General features: G+C 74.7%; 17 protein-coding genes. 6 read left to right on the top strand and 11 right to left on the bottom strand.

Annotation, left to right across the window (positions count from 1 at the left end; all coding sequences use genetic code 11):
• Positions 1–65 precede the first annotated feature (65 nt).
• The 5 genes from QHG49_RS34075 to QHG49_RS07965 all read right to left on the bottom strand — a co-directional run bounded on the left by QHG49_RS34075 (position 66) and on the right by QHG49_RS07965 (position 5,741).
• Complete coding sequence (locus tag QHG49_RS34075; RefSeq protein WP_313958857.1) at positions 66–149, bottom strand: putative leader peptide; 84 nt, start codon at positions 147–149, stop codon at positions 66–68.
• Between the two features lie 127 nt (positions 150–276).
• The gene (locus QHG49_RS07980; RefSeq protein WP_145486521.1) at positions 277–849 is read right to left on the bottom strand and encodes a GNAT family N-acetyltransferase; all 573 of its coding nucleotides are present in this window, start codon (positions 847–849) and stop codon (positions 277–279) included.
• 81 nt (positions 850–930) lie between these two features.
• The gene (locus tag QHG49_RS07975; RefSeq protein ID WP_301488149.1) at positions 931–2,265 is read right to left on the bottom strand and encodes a hypothetical protein; all 1,335 of its coding nucleotides are present in this window, start codon (positions 2,263–2,265) and stop codon (positions 931–933) included.
• A gap of 202 nt (positions 2,266–2,467) precedes the next feature.
• Entirely contained in the window at positions 2,468–3,763 is a 1,296-nt protein-coding gene (locus QHG49_RS07970) for a GAF domain-containing protein (RefSeq protein WP_370530564.1), read from the bottom strand.
• Positions 3,764–4,103: 340 nt separating this feature from the next.
• Positions 4,104–5,741 (bottom strand): acyl-CoA dehydrogenase family protein, encoded by a 1,638-nt coding sequence (locus tag QHG49_RS07965; protein ID WP_301488145.1) that lies wholly within the window; start codon positions 5,739–5,741, stop codon positions 4,104–4,106.
• Positions 5,742–5,905: 164 nt separating this feature from the next.
• Here QHG49_RS07965 and QHG49_RS07960 point away from each other — a divergent pair, with 164 nt between their 5' ends.
• Positions 5,906–7,225 carry a YihY/virulence factor BrkB family protein gene (locus QHG49_RS07960; RefSeq protein ID WP_301488144.1) on the top strand — a complete coding sequence of 440 codons (1,320 nt, stop codon included), beginning with the start codon at positions 5,906–5,908 and terminating at the stop codon, positions 7,223–7,225.
• A 39-nt stretch (positions 7,226–7,264) separates the two neighbouring features.
• On the opposite strand, the gene QHG49_RS07955 is transcribed toward QHG49_RS07960, so the two are convergent.
• A complete protein-coding gene (locus tag QHG49_RS07955) occupies positions 7,265–7,897 on the bottom strand; it encodes a VOC family protein (RefSeq protein WP_159706089.1) in 633 nt (210 codons plus the stop codon).
• A gap of 490 nt (positions 7,898–8,387) precedes the next feature.
• Between QHG49_RS07955 and QHG49_RS07950 the strand changes: the two genes are divergently transcribed.
• The 3 genes from QHG49_RS07950 (at position 8,388) to QHG49_RS07940 (ending at position 11,388) form a co-directional block, all read left to right on the top strand.
• Positions 8,388–9,251 carry an oxaloacetate decarboxylase gene (locus tag QHG49_RS07950; protein WP_159706091.1) on the top strand — a complete coding sequence of 288 codons (864 nt, stop codon included), beginning with the start codon at positions 8,388–8,390 and terminating at the stop codon, positions 9,249–9,251.
• Positions 9,248–9,499 (top strand): hypothetical protein, encoded by a 252-nt coding sequence (locus QHG49_RS07945; RefSeq protein WP_186337697.1) that lies wholly within the window; start codon positions 9,248–9,250, stop codon positions 9,497–9,499. Before QHG49_RS07950 ends, QHG49_RS07945 begins: the two co-directional genes overlap by 4 nt.
• A 317-nt stretch (positions 9,500–9,816) precedes the next feature.
• On the top strand, positions 9,817–11,388 hold the full coding sequence (locus QHG49_RS07940) for a carboxylesterase/lipase family protein (RefSeq protein ID WP_186337712.1): 1,572 nt from the start codon (positions 9,817–9,819) through the stop codon (positions 11,386–11,388).
• A 218-nt stretch (positions 11,389–11,606) separates the two neighbouring features.
• On the opposite strand, the gene QHG49_RS07935 is transcribed toward QHG49_RS07940, so the two are convergent.
• Both QHG49_RS07935 and QHG49_RS07930 read right to left on the bottom strand, forming a co-directional pair.
• Positions 11,607–12,218, bottom strand: coding sequence for an O-methyltransferase (locus QHG49_RS07935; RefSeq protein ID WP_301488140.1), 612 nt, complete (start codon positions 12,216–12,218; stop codon positions 11,607–11,609).
• A gap of 139 nt (positions 12,219–12,357) precedes the next feature.
• Complete coding sequence (locus QHG49_RS07930; protein WP_201300695.1) at positions 12,358–13,149, bottom strand: SDR family oxidoreductase; 792 nt, start codon at positions 13,147–13,149, stop codon at positions 12,358–12,360.
• Positions 13,150–13,255: 106 nt separating this feature from the next.
• Between QHG49_RS07930 and QHG49_RS07925 the strand changes: the two genes are divergently transcribed.
• Positions 13,256–13,849 carry a TetR/AcrR family transcriptional regulator gene (locus tag QHG49_RS07925; protein ID WP_301488136.1) on the top strand — a complete coding sequence of 198 codons (594 nt, stop codon included), beginning with the start codon at positions 13,256–13,258 and terminating at the stop codon, positions 13,847–13,849.
• 67 nt (positions 13,850–13,916) lie between these two features.
• Here QHG49_RS07925 and QHG49_RS07920 read toward each other — a convergent pair whose 3' ends face one another.
• Together QHG49_RS07920 and mmuM are read right to left on the bottom strand one after the other, a co-directional pair.
• Positions 13,917–14,321 carry a response regulator transcription factor gene (locus QHG49_RS07920; protein ID WP_159706097.1) on the bottom strand — a complete coding sequence of 135 codons (405 nt, stop codon included), beginning with the start codon at positions 14,319–14,321 and terminating at the stop codon, positions 13,917–13,919.
• A gap of 126 nt (positions 14,322–14,447) precedes the next feature.
• Positions 14,448–15,383, bottom strand: coding sequence for a homocysteine S-methyltransferase (gene mmuM / locus QHG49_RS07915; RefSeq protein ID WP_301488132.1), 936 nt, complete (start codon positions 15,381–15,383; stop codon positions 14,448–14,450).
• Positions 15,384–15,662: 279 nt separating this feature from the next.
• Here mmuM and QHG49_RS07910 point away from each other — a divergent pair, with 279 nt between their 5' ends.
• A complete protein-coding gene (locus QHG49_RS07910) occupies positions 15,663–16,469 on the top strand; it encodes an isocitrate lyase/phosphoenolpyruvate mutase family protein (RefSeq protein ID WP_159706101.1) in 807 nt (268 codons plus the stop codon).
• Here QHG49_RS07910 and QHG49_RS07905 read toward each other — a convergent pair.
• Positions 16,403–17,137 (bottom strand): alpha/beta fold hydrolase, encoded by a 735-nt coding sequence (locus QHG49_RS07905; protein WP_301488129.1) that lies wholly within the window; start codon positions 17,135–17,137, stop codon positions 16,403–16,405. The two genes, QHG49_RS07910 and QHG49_RS07905, sit on opposite strands and share 67 nt — an antisense overlap.
• Positions 17,138–17,159 lie beyond the last annotated feature (22 nt).

The raw sequence follows: 17,159 nt of genomic DNA, 5'->3' as shown, positions 1-17,159 counted from the left end.
GGGGCCGGGCGCGGGCAGTGGCCGAGCGGGGAGCGGGAGGCGGGGGAGCGGCGGTGCTGTAAGGGTCAGCTCACCGGACAGATGGCGCTGGACATGCGGCCGAGGTCGACGTGCCGCCGACTCACCAAGGCAATTCCAGTTCCAGGCATGTCGGCAGCGTGTCACGGCGATCTGGACACAGTCCAGCTTCTTCCGTCATGTGGACACCCTTGTCTCGTATCGCGGGACAAGGGTGCGTTGGCTCACATGCGGTGCGGGAAGGCTTGTCGGGGCAGGTCAGGCAGGGTATGCGCCCGGCCACGGACCCGGGTTCGACACGTCCGGCTCCAGCTCGACCCGGGTGTCGTACAGCTTGAAGCCGCGCCGCTGGTAGTTGGCCATGGCGAACTCGCCGTCCTTGTCGCATGTGTGCACCCATACCCGCTTCGTCGGCGCGAGCCCCGGCCGGCGCTCGGCGAGGTCCCAGGCGCGCGCGGTGCCCCGCGCCAGCAGGTGCCCGCCGATGCCACGGCCGCGGAAGGCGGGCAGCAGCCCGAAGTAGAGGATCTCCACGGCGCCGTCGTCCTGCGCCTCCAGCTCCAGGAAGCCGGCCGGGGTGCCGCGGTCGTACGCCACCCAGGTCTCGACGCCGGGCCTCTCCAGCAGCTCCTGCCAGCGCGCGTACGGCCAGCCGAGCCGGTCGGTCCAGCGGATGTCCCCGCCGACGGCCGTGTACAGGAACCGGTTGAACTCGGGGGAGGGCACCTCGGCCCGGACGATCCGCACCTCGCCGTCGGGCGCGGCGGCGGGCAGCAGATCGGCCGGGGACGTCTGCTCCAGGTACCAGGTGGTGACAGGGACGCTGCTCATGCGGGCCAGGGAATCATCCCGTCCCGGTGTCTGTCGATCGACCCCTTCGTGCGCGGCCGGACCGGGAACGGGCCCGGCGGGTCAGCCCAGCGACCGGTCCAGTTCCGCCAGCGGCACCGCGAACAGCATCCGGTCGGACAGGGACCACACCTCACCGGTCGCACGCCCGTACGACAGTGAGCCCGGGGACTCGGCCCAGCAGCGGTGGGTGGCGTCCGCGCCGCACCGGGCCGCCTTCGCGCCCCGGGTGTCCTGCCGCCACAGCCCCCCGTGCCCGTCCTGCGAACCGGGCAGCCGTCCCACATACCAGGACGTGCGCGGGGCGCCGGGCTCCCGGTACGCGAGCACGCCCCGGATCCCGGTCACCCTGGTCCGGTACTCCTCCACCGCGTCCACCCGGCCCTCGGCGTTCGCGGCGAGCAGCCCCGCGCGGCGCGGGTCCGTGCTGAACGCGTACCGCCACAGCCGGGCCGGGCGCTCCCCGCCGGGCGAGGTCCACTCCGCGGCGACCAGGCCGGCCGGTGCCGTGCCCGCGTCCAGGGCGAGCGCGCTCGGACAGGGCGCGCCGGTGGCGGAGCAGCGGCCCGCCGTATAGCTGTAGCTGCCGACCGCGGGCATCACATACCCGTACCCGTCGGCGGACCAGCCGCCGCGCACCCGGCCGATCGCGGGCCCGTCGACCGTGGCGCGCTGGATCCGGTCGAGGTCGTACACATAGAGGACGGCGGAGCCGCCCCGGCGGGCGGTGACCAGCAGCTTGTCCTGGTACCAGACCATGGAGGAGACCCGGGAGCCCAGGCCCCGGTAGTCGCGGCCGCCGTCCACCGGCACCACCAGCAGCACCCAGCGGTAGGCGAGGCGGTCCGGATCGTCGGCGTCCACGACGGCGACCCGGGCGAGACCGCGCTCGGCGTCCGGGCCGGTGCGGGTGCTGTGGGTCCAGCCGCTGAGCAGGACCCGGTGGGTGCCCCGCGCCCCCTCCCCGCCGGTGTCCCCGGGCGCGGTCACCGAGGCCGGCCGCCAGCCCGTGGCACCGGTGTCGGCCGGGTCCCAGCAGTAGGCGCGGCTCGGGGCGGGCGCGACCGGCAGAGAGGCGCGGTCGGTGCCGTCGCAGCCGGATCCCTCGCGCAGGGTGCGGTCCGCGCCCCGGAGCACGGCGTCCACGCCGACCGGCCGGCCCATCGAGGCGGCCAGGGTGTCCAGGGTGCGGGCGGGCACCAGGTGCTCGCGCAGCCGCAGCAGCTTGGTGTCCGTAGGGGCGGTGAGCGGCTTGAGCGCGCCGGGGCGCTCGGTGACCTGCGCCTGGGACGTGCTGATCAGGGTGGCGGCCGCGGTCAGGGCCAGTGCGGTCCCGGTCAGTGCGGCGCGCAGGGCCGCGCCCCGCCTGCGCCGACGATGTCTGCCGCGTTGCTTCATGTCGTCCCCTCTTCAGGGCCCTTGCGCTCCGGCGCGCGCCGTCGCCCCGGCCCCCCGGCCGAGGCGGGTCAACTGCGCCCGCCGGTCGTTGCGTTGACACCGCGGCCGGGCCCGTAGGGGATGCTACGGCAGTAACGGTCCGCGCAGGGCGAAGACCCCGCAAATACCCGGAAGTCACGCCGGAAGCGCCGTGCCCCCGCCGTCACGCGGGCCGGGGCCGCTCCGCCGGCGGGGCCGTCCGCCGGTGCGCCACCACCGCCGCCGTGGAACGGGGCAGCAGGTCACGGGGGTTCTCGGGAAGGACGACCTCGACGTCGGCCGCATCAGAGAAACGATACGGCCGATGCTGGAGAAGTCCCCCGAGATAGCGCCGGATCCGCGACATCTCCGCCCGCACCGTCACCGTACGTGACGGGTCGTGGAAGAGGTCACCGGCCAGCTCCGCCGCCCCCCGTCCGCCCGGGTGTTCGGTCAGCAGGAACAGCAACTCGGCGTGGCGCGGGCTCAGTTCCCGCGACCAGGCGCCCGCCGAGCCGGGCGCCGACACGGTCACCGCGGCGCGCTCCGGCCGGGACAGGTCCAGTACGACACGGGAGGCGGCCGCCGTGCCCGGCTCCTCGTCGGCGCGCAGCAGCCAGCCCTCGCCGAGCGGTTCCGCCGCGCACCAGCCGAGCGAGGGCAGCCACCGGCGGCCCGGCACCAGCGACTTGGGCAGCGTCACCCGCCGCAGATACGGCATCCCGGTCACCGCCGCCGCCCAGCCGTCCCGGTCCACCACCAGCGCCCGCCCGTCCAGCCGGGCCAGCACCGGCGCCGCGACCGCCCGCAGCCGCTCCAGCGAGCCCAGATGCAACTCCCGCAGCCGCGCCTCCGCGAGCTTCGCCACCGCGTCCACCCAGGAGAGGGTCGCCGGATGCATGGTCTCCAGCGGGCCGCTCACATCCACCACTCCGAGCAGCCGGCCGTCCCGCGGATCCGTGATCGGCGCCCCCGTGCACGTCCACGAGGTGTGCGACCGTACGAAGTGCTCGGCGGCGAACACCTGCACCGGCCGCCGTACGACCGCGGGGGTGCCCACCCCGTTGGTGCCGACGACGTCCTCCCGCCAGTCCGCGCCCGGTTCAAAGCCGAGCCCGTCCGCCTTGCGCAGCACCGCCGGGGACCCCTCGCGCCACAGCACCCGCCCGTCCGCGTCGGCGACGACCATGATGTGCTGGGCGACGTCCGCGACCGAAAGCAGCCCCTCGCGCAGCACCGGCAGCACATGCCGCAGCGGTGACTCCTCCCGCCGCCTGCGCACCTCGTCCGGGGGCAGCGGGACCGATCCGGAGCCGCGGTCCGGGTCGACGCCGCTGCGCAGCATCCGCCCCCAGGACTGCTCGATCACCGGCCGCGGCGCGAGCGGCACGCGCTGCCCGGCGAGCGCGGCCTCGCGCACGTCGCTCAGCATCCGCGCCGCCCGCGCCGCGTCCACGGCGGCCAGGCGCGCCACGTTCATCGGCGGGTTCACCACGGGTTCTCCTCCCGGAGCGGGGGGTCGTACTCAATCGGCCGGCCGTCCGGACGGCGCTTTCCGGCCGGTCGTCCCTCACATACTGCCGGGCCGGACAGGCCGGAGGCACAGACTCCGCGCATGCGCACCGACAAGTTGCAACCCCCTGCAACCCTGGTGAACCGTCCGATCCCGGCCGAGACTTGACCAGGACGCCCCGCGTGGCGTCCACGGGCCGCAACGTGCCCGGGTGGCGGGGGTGGTGCCGTGTCGGCGCAGCACCACCCCCGGCCCGCACCGGCGGTTTTCGGCCAGGGCGCCCGACTCCCTTGCACGGCAAGGCGGTTCAGCGGACCGGCCGCGCGCGCTCCACCACCGGCACCAGGTCCAGACCCCCCGGCAGCGTGCCGAACGTCCCGCCGTGGTCGCCGCCGAGCCGGGAGGCGCAGAAGGCGTCCGCGACCGCCGGCGGCGCGTGCCGCACCAGCAGCGAGCCCTGGAGCACCACCGCGAGCCGCTCCACCAGCCGCCGCGCCCGGCCCTCCGCGCCCGCCAGGTCGGCGAGTTCGGTGAAGAGGTCCTTCACCGCCCCATCCAGCCGGTGGTCGGCGCCGTGCGCCCGCCCGATCTCCGTCAGACACGCGTCCAGGGCGTCCGGCTCCCGCTGGAGCGCCCGCAGCACATCGAGCGCCTGCACGTTCCCGGCGCCCTCCCACACGGAGTTGAGCGGCGACTCGCGCACCAGCCGGGGCATCCCCGACTCCTCCACATACCCGTTGCCGCCCAGGCACTCGGCGGCCTCGACCACAACGGGCGCGCACCGCTTGGTGATCCAGTACTTGGCGACCGGCACCGCGAGCCGCAGGAAGGCGCGCTCCCGCTCGCTCCCGTCGTCGTACGCCGCCGCGAGCCGCAGCCCCAACGCGGTCGCCGCCTCCGACTCCAGCGCGAGGTCCGCGAGCACATTGCGCATCAGCGGCTTGTCCAGCAGCCGCCCCCCGAACGCCTCCCGGTACGCGCAGTGGTGCGCCGCCTGCGCCACCGCCTGCCGCATCAGGCCCGCCGAGCCGAGCGCGCAGTCGAGGCGGCTCGCCGCGACCATCCCGATGACGGTCCGCACCCCGTGCCCCTCCTCGCCGACCCGGCGCGCCCAGGTGCCGTCGAACTCGACCTCGGCGCAGGCGTTGGACCGGTTGCCCAGCTTGTCCTTGAGCCGCTGGAGCAGGAAGACATTGCGCGTGCCGTCGTCCAGGACGCGCGGCACCAGGAAGCAGGTCAGGCCCCCGGGCGCCTGCGCCAGCACCAGGAAGGCGTCCGACATCGGGGCGGAGCAGAACCACTTGTGCCCGGTGAGCGCGTAGGCGCCCTCCTCCGCGAGCGGACGGGCCCGCGTGCTGTTGGCGCGCAGATCGCTGCCGCCCTGCTTCTCGGTCAGGCCCATCCCGAAGAGCGCGCCGGGCTTGCGCGCGGCGGGCCGCAGCTCGGGGTCGTACACCGTGGAGGTCACCCGCGGCTCCCAGAGCGCGGCGAGCGCGGGATCGGCGCGCAGCGCGGGCACGGCCGCGTGGGTCATGGACAGCGGGCAGCAGGTGCCCGCCTCGACCTGGGTCCACAGCAGGAACCCGGCCGCCCTGCGCACATGCCCGGCCGGCCGGGCCCAGGCGCCGGTCAGCCCGGCCGAGACGCCCTTGCCGAGCAGCCGGTGCCAGGCCGGGTGGAACTCCACCTCGTCGATCCGGTGGCCGTACCGGTCGTGGGTGCGCAGCCGGGGCGGCTGCTCGTCCGCCTGTCTGCCCCACTCCTGGAGCTGCGCCGAACCCCCGGCCCGCCCCAGCGCGGACAGCTCCGTGCGCACCTCGTCGAGCAGTTCGCCGGGGGTGTGCCGCTCGACGGCGTCCACGAGCGCGCGGTCGGCGGCGAAGAGGTCGTAGCCGGCCAGCGGGGGCGGCTGGTTCGTCACGGTGTGGGTGGAGAAGCCTGCCATGAGGGCGAACCTACCCGGAACGGCGGCGGTGCGAGCATCCAGGATGACACGGGGCGGCCGGGCGGCGGGAGGAAACGGGACAGCCGGGTGCGGGTCGTGCGCGGGCGCCCGCCGGAACGCCCCGCGAGGTGAGCGGGGGCGCTCGCTGCGGATACCTTTGGGTCGTGCAGCCAGCAAGTGATTCCCCCGAACGGCCGGTCGGACGGCTCCACCGGGCCCGCGCTCTCTACCGGAACGTGTCCAAGCGCAGGACCGCCTGGCTGCTGCTCAAGGACACCGTCAACTCCTGCATGGAGTACCGCATCCTCGGCCTCGCCGCCGAGGCCGCGTTCTTCACCCTGCTGTCGGTGCCCCCGCTGCTGCTCTGCCTCATCGGGCTGCTCGCCTACGTCGACACCTGGACCGGCGCGCACACCATCCGCAGCCTGGAGACCAATCTCCTCGACGCCTCCCGGACCGTCCTGTCCGACAAGGGCGTCAAGGAGATCACCGAACCGATCCTGCACGACGTCATCAAGGGCGGCCGGCCCGATGTCATCTCGCTCGGCTTCCTGTTCGCCCTGTGGTCGGGGTCCCGCGCGGTGAACGTCTTCATCGACACCATCACGGTCATGTACGGCCTCGACGGCGTCCGGGGCATCGTGCGCACCCGGATCATGTCCTTCGTGCTGTTCATCGTGGCCCTGCTGATCGGCTCGGTGGCGCTGCCGCTGATGGTCGCGGGACCGGACGCGGTGGTACGGGTGGTGCCCTGGTCGGAGACGGTCGTACAGGTCCTGTACTGGCCGGTCGTCATCGTCCTGTCCGTCGTCTTCCTGACCACGCTCTACCACGTGTCCGTGCCGGTGCGCTCGCCCTGGATCGAGGACGTGCCCGGCGCGCTGGTGGCCCTCGCGATGTGGGTCTTCGGCAGCTTCCTGCTGCGCATCTACCTCGTGCACACCATCGAGGGCGCCACGATCTACGGCTCCCTCGCCGCGTCCGTCGCCGTCATGCTGTGGATCGGGGTGTCCGCCTTCGCCGTCCTGGTCGGCGCGGCGGTCAACGCCGCGATCGACCGGGTCTGGCCGGCCGCCGCGACGGCCGCCGCCCGCGAGGCCAACGAGCGGGTGCGGCACGCGCAGGTCGCCGAGTACGTCGCCCGGGCCACGGGGGCGCGGGAGAACCTCCAGGACGACCCCGACGACCCGGACATGCCGTCCGAGTTCCCCGAGCGCTGGTCGCGCTTCCTGCCGCCGGAGGACGTCACCTCACGGCTGCGGGGGCCCGCGTGGGGCGGCCACGGGACGCACCGACGGGTGACGCCCAAGGGGGAGAAGGGGGACGGCGAGCAGACCGACGGCCCGCAGGTGAACGGCACCGGCCCGCAGGTGAACGGCACCGGCCCGCAGGCCGACGGGGGCGGCCCGCAGTTCCCGGGCAGCGGCGGCGGCCCCCGCATCCCCGGCGACGGAAGCGGCGAGAACCCTTACCGGCAGTGGTGAACCGGGAGGGCCGCCGGCCGCCGCGACGGCCGCCGTCCTTCAGCCGAACGTGACCGGTCCCCGGGGCGTGTCCACGGTGAAGCGGAGCGCCAGGGGCCCCTCGGCCAGGTCGAGCCCGGTGCCCAGGGCCGCCAGCGGGCCGCGCACCTCCTCCGGTCCCGGCACGGTCGCGGACACCTTGAGCAGCGGGGTGACCGGCAGGCCCGAATCGGCGGGGTGGCGCGAGTCGCCCCAGTCGATCAGGAACGGCACCAGGCCCGAGGGATGCGCGTCCTCGCCGCCGGTCAGGCGCCACCGCAGCAGGCCCCCGTCCGGGGTGCGGCGGCTCATCGGGTGCGCGGGCCCCGGGTCGTAGCCCCGCGCGCGGGCCGCCGCGATCGTCCGGTCCAGGTCCGGCGGGCTGATCGCCCAGGTCAGCACGCACGGCCCGGCCAACTGGTCCACACCGAAAGGCCGTTCACCGGCCGGCGCCGGCTGCTCCGGGTCCGGGCCGACGATCTCCAGATAGGCCCGGCCGCCGAGCCCCACCAGATGGTTCCGGGTGCCGTGGCCGAGGTGCGCGCCGCCGGGCGCCGGGGTCACCCCGGTGCGCCGCGCGAACTCGGCGACGGACGCGGCCAGATCGGGGGTGGCGAGGACAAGATGGTCCAGATGCGCGGGAATGGCGTTCACCCGGTGGGAGGCTACGGTCAACGGCCGCCCCGTTCAAGGCCGTCACGCGGGGCCGGCCCTCATCGACCGCACCGTGCGGGCCAGTTGACGTAGACCCACGTCATGAGGTCACCGCAGGCTCCCGCCCCCCCGGTCGCGGACCCGCGCCACCCCGCGATCCGGCACCTGCCCGCCGTGCGGGAACGCGCCGACGAGCGGTACGACTCCGACGCCCGCCCGGACCACCCGCCGGGTCTTCCGCGCCGGGCTCGGGCGCGCCCCTGCGCCTGTAGGGATCCGGACTTTCTCGCTCACCTGGACGGCGGCATCGGTTGGGCGGATCGGCTCCTCAAGTGACGTTTCTGCGGTGAACGGATTGCGCCATTCCAGTGAGTAAAGCTGGCGTCATGGCAAGACAATGTGAGTACCTAGAGATGCTCTTGGATTGGTAAAGGGCACTGAGGTGCTGCGGCCCTCGCCGCCGTGCCGTACCCACAGAAGGAGCCGGACCTTGACCCACGGTAAGAAGCTGCGCGACCGCATCGCCGGGCCCGGGACCACACCGCTGATCGGCGTCTACGACATGTACTCCGCGTCGATCGCGGCCAAGCACTACGACGGGATGTTCGTCTCGGGATTCGGCTTCGCCGCCTCGTACTACGGCCTGCCGGACATCGGATTCATCGCCTGGCCCGACATGGTGGCCTTCGTCCAGCGGCTGCGGGGCGCCTTCCCGCACCACCACCTCCTCGTGGACATCGACGACGGGTACGTCGATCCCGAGGTCGCCTGCCACGTCGTCGAGCACCTGGAGCGCATCGGTGCCTCCGGCGTGATCCTGGAGGACCAGAAGCGGCCCCGCCGCTGCGGACACGCCGACGGCAAGCAGGTGCTGCCGCTGGAGGAGTACCTGGAGAAGCTGAACCAGGTCCTGGAGACCCGCAAGGACCTGGTCGTCGTCGCCCGCACCGACGCGACCGACGAGCACGACATCCTGCACCGCGCCGAGCGGCTCGCCGCGACCGACGCGGACGTGGTGCTGGTCGACGGGGTGCGCAGCGTCGAGTGGATCAAGCGGATCCGGGAGGTCGTCGGCACCAAGCCGCTGCTGTTCAACCAGATCGCCGGCGGCAAGTCGCCCCGCCTCTCCCTCGGCGAGCTGTCCGACCTCGGCGTGGACGTCGCCATCTACAGCACGCCCTGCCTGTTCGCCGCGCACGAGGCGATGGACTCGGCGCTCACCGGGCTGAAGGCCGCCGACGGCCGGCTGCCCGTGGTGGACCCGGCCAGCGGCATCGGGGTGCAGGCGTCCACCACGCTGCTGGAACGCAACATCGCCCGCGACCGGCTCGCCCCCGAGAGCGTGGGCGTGTGAGGGCCGCCCGCTTCGGCACGGCGGCCGTGCTCACCGCGGCCTTCCTCGGCGCGGGAGCCGCCCCGGCACTCGCCGACAACAGCCTGGTCACCCTGGTCGACAACTCGCACGCCGACTCCTGGCTCGAGGTCGACCGCACGGCCAATGTGCAGACCGGCAAGGGCGACGCGGGCAGCGACCACGACGGCAGCGCGGTGGACGCGATCGAGGCCCTCTTCGGCAACCCTCCGGCGCCGGACGAGGACTGAGGACCCGAGGGACTGAGGAGGGCGCGCGCTCACGCGGCCGGTCGGTCGTACGGCCGCGTGCTCGGGGCGGCGAGGGCCGGGTATCCCCCCCGCGAGGGGGGCGCCCGGTCCTTGCCGTACCCGGTCCTTGCCGTACCCGGTCCTTGCCGTACCCGGTCCTTGCCCGTACCCGGCCCGGCGCCGTCGCCCCGGGCCGTCGTGCGGAGGGCGGCCCGGTACGCCGAACGGCCCAGCCGGAGGTCTGTGCACCGGAATACACCGGCCCCCTGTGGTGCTCTGGAAATGAAAGGTGCATGACGGCGAAGGGCTGGTGGGCGATGACGGCAGACCCGATGGGCCCGGTGGTCCGCACGCCCCACGGCGCCGTACGCGGCCGCCGTGAGCGCGGTGTCGCCGTGTTCCGGGGCATCCCGTACGCCGCCCCGCCCGTCGGCCCCCGCCGCTTCCGGCCCCCCGAGCCGCCCGAGCCCTGGGACGGGGTGCGGGACGCGGCCGAGTTCGGCCCGACCGCGCCGAAACCGCCGTACTCCGAGGCGTTCGCCCAGTACCTCTCCGACCCCTCGATCCCCGGCGACGACTGCCTCAACCTCAACGTCTGGACACCCGACCCGGCCCCCGGGGCCCGGCTGCCCGTCCTGGTGTGGCTGCACGGCGGCGCCCTGACCAGGGGCTCCTCGGCCGTCCCGGTCTACGACGGCCGTACCTTCGCCCGTGACGGCGTCGTCTGCGTCTCGGTCAACTACCGGCTGGGCATCGAGGGCTACGGACTGTTCCCGGACGCACCGCCCAACCCCGGCCTGCGCGACCAGCTCGCCGCGCTGCGCTGGGTGCACGAGACGATCGCGGCGTTCGGCGGCGACCCCGACCGGATCACCCTGTGCGGCCAGTCGGCCGGCGCGATCAGCGCGGGCGTCCTGCTCGCCTCGCCGCACACCGACGGCCTGATCCGGCGCGCGGTCCTGCAGAGCGGCCCGCCGGAGGTCTGCGAGCGGGACAAGGTACGGCGGATGGTGCGCCGGATGGCCGCCCGGCTGAAGATCCCCGCGACCGCCGCCGCCTTCGCCGCCGTGGACCGCGAACTGCTGCTGCGCACCCAGGCCGAGGTGGGCCGGCTCGCCGGTCCGGTGCTCGGCGGACCGGCGTTCGGTATCGTCGTGGACGGCGACCTGGTGCCCCGCGACCCGCTGGAGGCCCTGATCGACGGCGACACCGCCCGGGGCGTGGACCTGCTGGCGGGCTGGACCCGGGACGAGTACCGGCTGTGGCTGGTGCCCGGGGGGCTGCTGGAGCACATCGACCGGCTCGGTGCCGTCGCCGTCGCCGGGGCCATGGCCCGCTGCCACGCGAGCCATGAGATACCGCGCGGCTACCGGGCCCTGCACCCGGACGCGGGCGCCGCCGAGATCGTCGGCCAGATGGTCACCGACCACATCCTGCGCGTCCCGCTGCACCGCCTCGCCGACGCCCGCCCCGCCACCAGCCACCTCTACGAGTTCGCCTGGCCCTCCCAGCGCCCCGACCTGCGCGCCTGCCACGCCCTGGAACTCGGCTTCGTGTTCGACTCCGGGGACATCCCGGAGTCCCGGAGACTGGCCGGGGAGGGCGCCCCGCACCAGCTGTGCGACGAGATGCACGGCGCCTGGGTGCGCTTCGCGGCCACCGGCGACCCCGGCTGGGAGTCCTGGAACGCCGACCACCCCGTCCGCGTCTTCGGCGACGGCCCGGCGTACACCGCCCACGGCCCCCGCGACGCCGAGTACGCCCTCTGGTCCACCACCCCCCGCACCCCGCCGCCCCGCCGTCCCGCCTCCGTCCCCCGCGCCCCCGGCGCCGAACTGGCCTCCGCCATGCGCCGCTTGCGCCGGTCGGTGGGGGCGCGTCGACGCTGAGTCCCGCGCCGGGCGCACCCCCGGCTTCGGCGGCGCCCCGGGTGCGGCGATCGGGCCCCGCCCTCGGACGGCCTCGGCGGGGAAGTCCTCGACGGGCCGGGGTCGCCCCTCCGGCCCCTGGGCGGAGCCATGCGGGCCAGTGCGGCGGTCTCCCTCACGGGAATGCCCTGCTCACCACCCGCCGAGAGCGGCTCCCACGCGTGCGGATGGCTCCGTGCTCAGGCGCGTTTGACGCACAGCGCGGTCTCGCCGAGGGAGTGGGTCTGCCAACGGGACGGGTCGCCGAGATGGGAGGTGACCGTACGGTCCGGGCCCAGGATGAGGTTGCCCGCGATCAGTGTCCCGCCGGTCCGCAGCAGGCGATGGAGTTCCCGGACGACCTCGCCGGTCGGTGTGAACCCGTCGAAGAACGCCACGTCGTAGGAGCCGCCGTCCAGGGTCTTCAGGACCGTCTCGGCGTTGCCCGGCAGGACGTCGACCCGGTCGTCCATCCGGTGCGCGGCGATCTGCTCCCGGGCCAGGCGGACGTGGACGGGGTCCATGTCGATCGTCTGCACGCGCGCGCCCGGCGCCGCCCGGGCCATCGAGAGAGCCGTGTAGCCCAGCGCCGTACCGACCTCCACGATCCGCCCGGCACCGGCCGCCGCCACGATCGCCGCGGGCAACGACCCCTCCCCGTAGGCGAACGCCCCGCAGCGGTGGGCGCGCCGGTGCCGCCGGGTCGCGGCCTGGACGTCGGCGAACGGGTCCGCCACCGCCAGTGGCCTGCGGACGGCGGCGATCGCCGCGACGGCCACCGGACGGAACCTGTTCACCAATGTGCTCGGCATCGCCTGCTCCTTCGTTCGCGGCGGGCCGCTCCACTGCCGCGGCCCTCGGGTACCGTCCCGCCCGGATCGAGGCCCAGGCCGTGGAAACGGTTCGCGGACGAACCGCTTCCGGTCGTCGCGCGGGCCGCGACCGGCCCGGTCACGCCCCCAGGGCCCGGCCGGCCGCGGCCAGGGCGATGCGGCGCGGGGCGAGCCGGGCCGCCGTCGCCGACACGCGGTTGCCGAGCCCGGCGATGACGCTGGACGGGGTGCGGCGGCCCGCCAGGGCGCGACGGGTCGCCGCCACCACGTCGGCGGGCGTGGCCATCCGGCCGACGATCGCCTTCCTGCTGCCGACGACGTCGAAGAACTCGGTGGCGACCGGTCCCGGGGACACCGCCAGCACGCGCAGCGCGCGGTCGCGGTTCTCATGGGCGAGGGCCTCGGTCAGGCTGAGGACGAAGGCCTTGGTGGCGCCGTACAGAGCCATGGCCGGGGTGGGCTGGTAGGCCGCCGTGCTGGCGACGTTGACCAGGGCGCCGCGGCCGTCGGCGGCCAGCTGCGGGAGGAAGGCCCGGGACAGTTCGGCGACCGCCCCGACGTTGAGCCGGACCATGCGCGCGATCTGCTCCGGGTCCTGTTCCGCGAACGCGCCGTGGCTGCCGAACCCGGCGTTGTTGATCAGGGTCTGCACGGATCTGCCGCGCGCGGCGAGTTCCTCGCGCAGTGCGGCGGCGGCGCCCGGCTCGGCGAGGTCCATGGCTATGGGCATGGCGGAGACGGAGTACCGCTTCTCCAGTTCGGCGGCGAGGGTCTCCAGCCGGTCGAGGCGGCGGGCGACGAGGACGACGCCGGCGCCGCGCTCGGCCCACTGCCGGGCGAACTCCTCGCCCAGGCCGGAGCTGGCGCCGGTGATCAGGGCCGCGGTCCCCTGATAGGACATGGTGGGCATGGGAGAGGGCTCCGCTTCGGTCGGTCGTGCGGTCGGGGTGTGCCGGTCCCGTCAATGTAGGCAAGTGACATCATTGTAGTCAACTGACAACATCGGGAGGGACAGCGTGGCCGAGGGCTCCTACCATCACGGCAACCTGCGGGCCGCTCTGCTGGAGCGGGCGGAGGAAGTGCTGGCCGAGAGCGGCGCCGTCGGGCTGTCCCTGCGGGGGCTGGCCCGGGACCTCGGCGTGAGCCACGCCGCCCCGACCCGCCATTTCCGCGACCGGCAGACCGTGCTGGACGCGCTCGTGGTCGACGGCTTCACCGACCTGAACCGGCGCATGGCGACGGCGGCCCAGGGCCCCGGCCCCGTCGAACGCCGGATGGCCGCACTGGGGCGCGCCTACGTGGGGTTCGCGACCGAGCGGCCCGCCCTGCTGGAGCTGATGTTCACCGTCAAGCACGAGCAGGAACCGGACGGCGAGATCAGCGCGCTCGGGCACCGCAGCCTGGAGATCGCGGCGGAGCTGATCGCCGAGGCCCAGCGGACCGGCGCCGTCCGCCCCGGCAACCCGGTGCGCCTCGCCCAGGTCGCCTTCTCCACCGTCCATGGCCTGGCCGTGCTCGCGGTCGGCCGGCTGCTGGACGAGACACCGGTCGGGGAGGCGGCCGACCTGGCCCTGGAGATCCTGCTGACCGGCCTGCGCGGCACCCCCTGAGCACGCCCCCCGGATCGCGGACGGGGTGGGACGCCGTCGACTCCGGTGCCGGCAGCGGTCGTACGGGTCAGGCGATCAGTCCTCGCTGCACGGCCACCCGGACGGCCGAGGTGCGGTCGCCGCAGCCGAGCTTCTCGTAGGCGCGGCTCAGGTACGTCTTCACGGTGGTCTCGCTGATGTGGAGCGCCGCGCCGATGGCCGCGTTCGTCCGCCCCTGGGCGGCGTGCCGGAGCACGGCCACCTCCTGCGGGGACAGCGCCGGGGCGGCCTGGGGGTTGCGCACCCGGTTGAGGAGGGTGTGCTGCGCGGGCTCCGCCAGCACGGTCTCGCCGCGCGCCGCCGCCCGCACGGCACGGGCGAGGGCGTCGGGCACGATGTCCTTGAGCAGATAACCGGAGGCGCCCGCCTCGATGGCCCGCAGGATGTCCTGGTCCGTCTCGTAGGTGGTGAGCACCGTCGGTGTGGTGGACATGGGACTTCCCCCTGAACCGGAGACCTGGACGCGCCCCCCCTGCCGTGCGCACCGGTGGGCCCGGTACCGATGACAGGCCGGACCCCGTGTCCTGCGACCGGAGGACACGGCCGCCCCGCCCGCCGGTCAGACCGGCTCAGCCCGCAGCGTCCGCGCGATCGAGGCGATGCTCCGCGGACCCACCCGGCAGCAGCCGCCGATCAGACGCGCGCCGGCGGTGTGCCAGGAGGTGACCTGGGCGGGCGTGAAGGTGCCGGGGCCGCTCCAGGTGTGGGAGGCGGGCTGCCAGGATTCGCCGCTGTTGGGGTAGACCACGACCGGTTTGCCGGTGATACGGGCGGCGAGTCCGACGGCGGGGGCCGCGTCCTGGGGGGCGCAGCAGTTCACGCCCACCGCGATGATCTCGTCCGCGTCGGCCGCGAGCGCGAAAGCCTCCTCCAGGGGCTGGCCGGCCCGGGTGCGGGGGCCGTCGACCGTGTACGACAGCCACGCCGGGACCCCGAGTCCGCGTACCGCCCGCAGCAGCGCGGTGGCCTCGTCGGTGTCCGGGACGGTCTCCAGGGCGAGCACGTCCGGCGCGGCGGCGGCGAGTGCTTCGAGACGGGGGCGGTGGAAGCGCTCCAGTTCGGCCACGTCGAGCCCGTAGCGGCCCCGGTACTCGGAGCCGTCCGCGAGCATCGCGCCGTACGGCCCCGCCGAGGCGGCCACCCACAACGGGCGCTCCACACCCGCGTCCCGCGCCCGCCGGGCCGCGTCCCGGGCCAGCCGGACGCTCAGCGCGAGCAGACGGGCCGCCTCCGGACGGTCGATGCCGCGCCGGGCGAAGCCCTCGAAGGTGGCCTGGTAGCTGGCGGTGATCGCCACGCTCGCGCCCGCCAGGTAGTAGGCGAGATGCGCCTCGGTGATCGCCTCCGGCCGTTCGGCGAGCAGCCGCGCCGACCACAGCTCGTCGCTCAGGTCATGCCCGGCGGACTCCAGCTGGTTGGACAGCCCGCCGTCGAGCACGACCGTCCCGGCGGCGAGGGCCGTGGCGAGGGCGGGGGAGGAAGCGTTGCCGGTCATGACGGCGACGCTAGTCCACCGGACGGGGGAACGGCGGGTGGTGTCCAGGGGGTGGTCACGACACCGGCGCCCCCGCATGCTCCGGTCCGTGCCGAACCGGCCCTAGGGTCTTTCGTTCGGATCAGGCCGGATCAGGGAGCGGGGTCTGGTGCCGTGCGTCGCAAGGCGGAGGAGGGCGGCATGGCGGAGCCATGGCAACCGACGACAACGCCGCGAGGCGCGCGGTGCCAGGGCCCGCGAGCCCGGCGTGATCCGAACGAGAGGCCCTAGCGTGGCCGTATGACCGCAGACCTCAGTGTGACCTCCTTCGCCGCGCTGCACCGCCCCGGTGAGCCGCTGCTGCTGCCGAATGCCTGGGACCACGCCTCGGCCGCCGCCCTGGCCGCCCGGGGCTTCCCCGCGATCGCCACGTCGAGCCTCGCGGTGGCGGCGGGCGTCGGGCTGCCCGACGGGGCGGCGGCCACCCGGGAGCACACGGTGCGGCTCGCCCTGACGCTCGGCGCGGGCTCGTACCACCTGTCCGTGGACGCCGAGGACGGCTTCGGCGACGACCCCGGGGAAGTGGCCCGGCTGGCGGCGGAGTTGTGGGCCGCGGGCGCGGTCGGCGTCAATCTGGAGGACGGCCTCGGGGCGAGCGGGCTGCTCGCCGCGAAGATCCGCGCCGTCAAGGCCGCCGTACCGGGGATGTTCGTCAACGCCCGCACCGACACGTACTGGTCGGGGGACGGCGACGAGCAGGACACCCTCCGCCGTCTGGACGCCTACCAACAGGCTGGCGCCGACGGCGTGTTCGTGCCCGGCCTCACCGACCCGGCCCGCATCGCCGCCCTCGTACGGCACCTCGGCGCCCCCCTCAACCTCCTCCACTCGCCCGCCGGACCCACCGTCGACCGCCTCGCCGAGCTGGGCGTGGCCCGGATCAGCCTCGGCTCCCTGCTGTACCGCAGGGCGCTGGGCGCCGCGCTGGACGCCATGACCGACATCGCCGCCGGTCGGACGCCGGGCGGTACGACCCCCTCCTACGACGAGGTGTGCGCGCTGGAGCGCAGCACCTCGGTCAGCAGGCCGGCGAACTCCGCCGGGTGATCCAGCGCGCCCAGATGCCCGCCGGGGAACTCCGTGAACGCGGCGCCCAGCCGCCCGGCCAGGCACTCGGTCGTCCGGTGCAGGAGTTGACCGCGCGAGTCGGCGCCCGCGACGAGCGTGAGCCGGGCGGCCGGCTCCGGCGCGGGGACCGGCGTGTACGTGGTGAACGGGCGCAGCACCCGGGCCAGGAAGACCCCCATCGGTGTCGCCGACTCGCCCTCGGCGGGCGGCCGTTCACCGCCGTCCAGCTGTCCGAGCAGCTCGGCGCGCCGCTCGGCACCGTCCGGCAGCACGGTCACACACGGCGGCTCGTGCGCGACCGCGTGCGCGAGGCGCTCCGGATGCCGCGCGAGCAGATCGAGCACGGCGATACCGCCCGAGCTGGTCCCGAACACATACGCCGACTCGCCCTCGGGCAGCACCGCCGTCAGCACCCGGTGCGCCCCCTCGCTCCAGTCCGCCACCCGCTGCTCCAGAACCGGCAGGCCGAGCCGGCCATGGGCGAGCCCCAGCGGGTCGTACGTCACCACGGTGAACCGCGCGGCCAGCGCCTCGACCAGCGGCCCGAGACCCATGGGGTGCCCGGCGCCGCCCGGCAGCAGCAACAGCACGGGGCCCTCACCCGTGATGTCGTAGTGGTCGCGGGCGTCGTCCGCCGTCTCGGTCATCGCTCATCCTCTCCGAGGCCCG

It is taken from the genome of Streptomyces sp. WP-1 (assembly GCF_030450125.1).
GTDB classification, from domain to species: Bacteria; Actinomycetota; Actinomycetes; order Streptomycetales; family Streptomycetaceae; genus Streptomyces; species Streptomyces incarnatus.
Note: the sequence above shows the minus strand (reverse complement) of the source record. Positions and strands in the feature narration are given on the sequence as shown.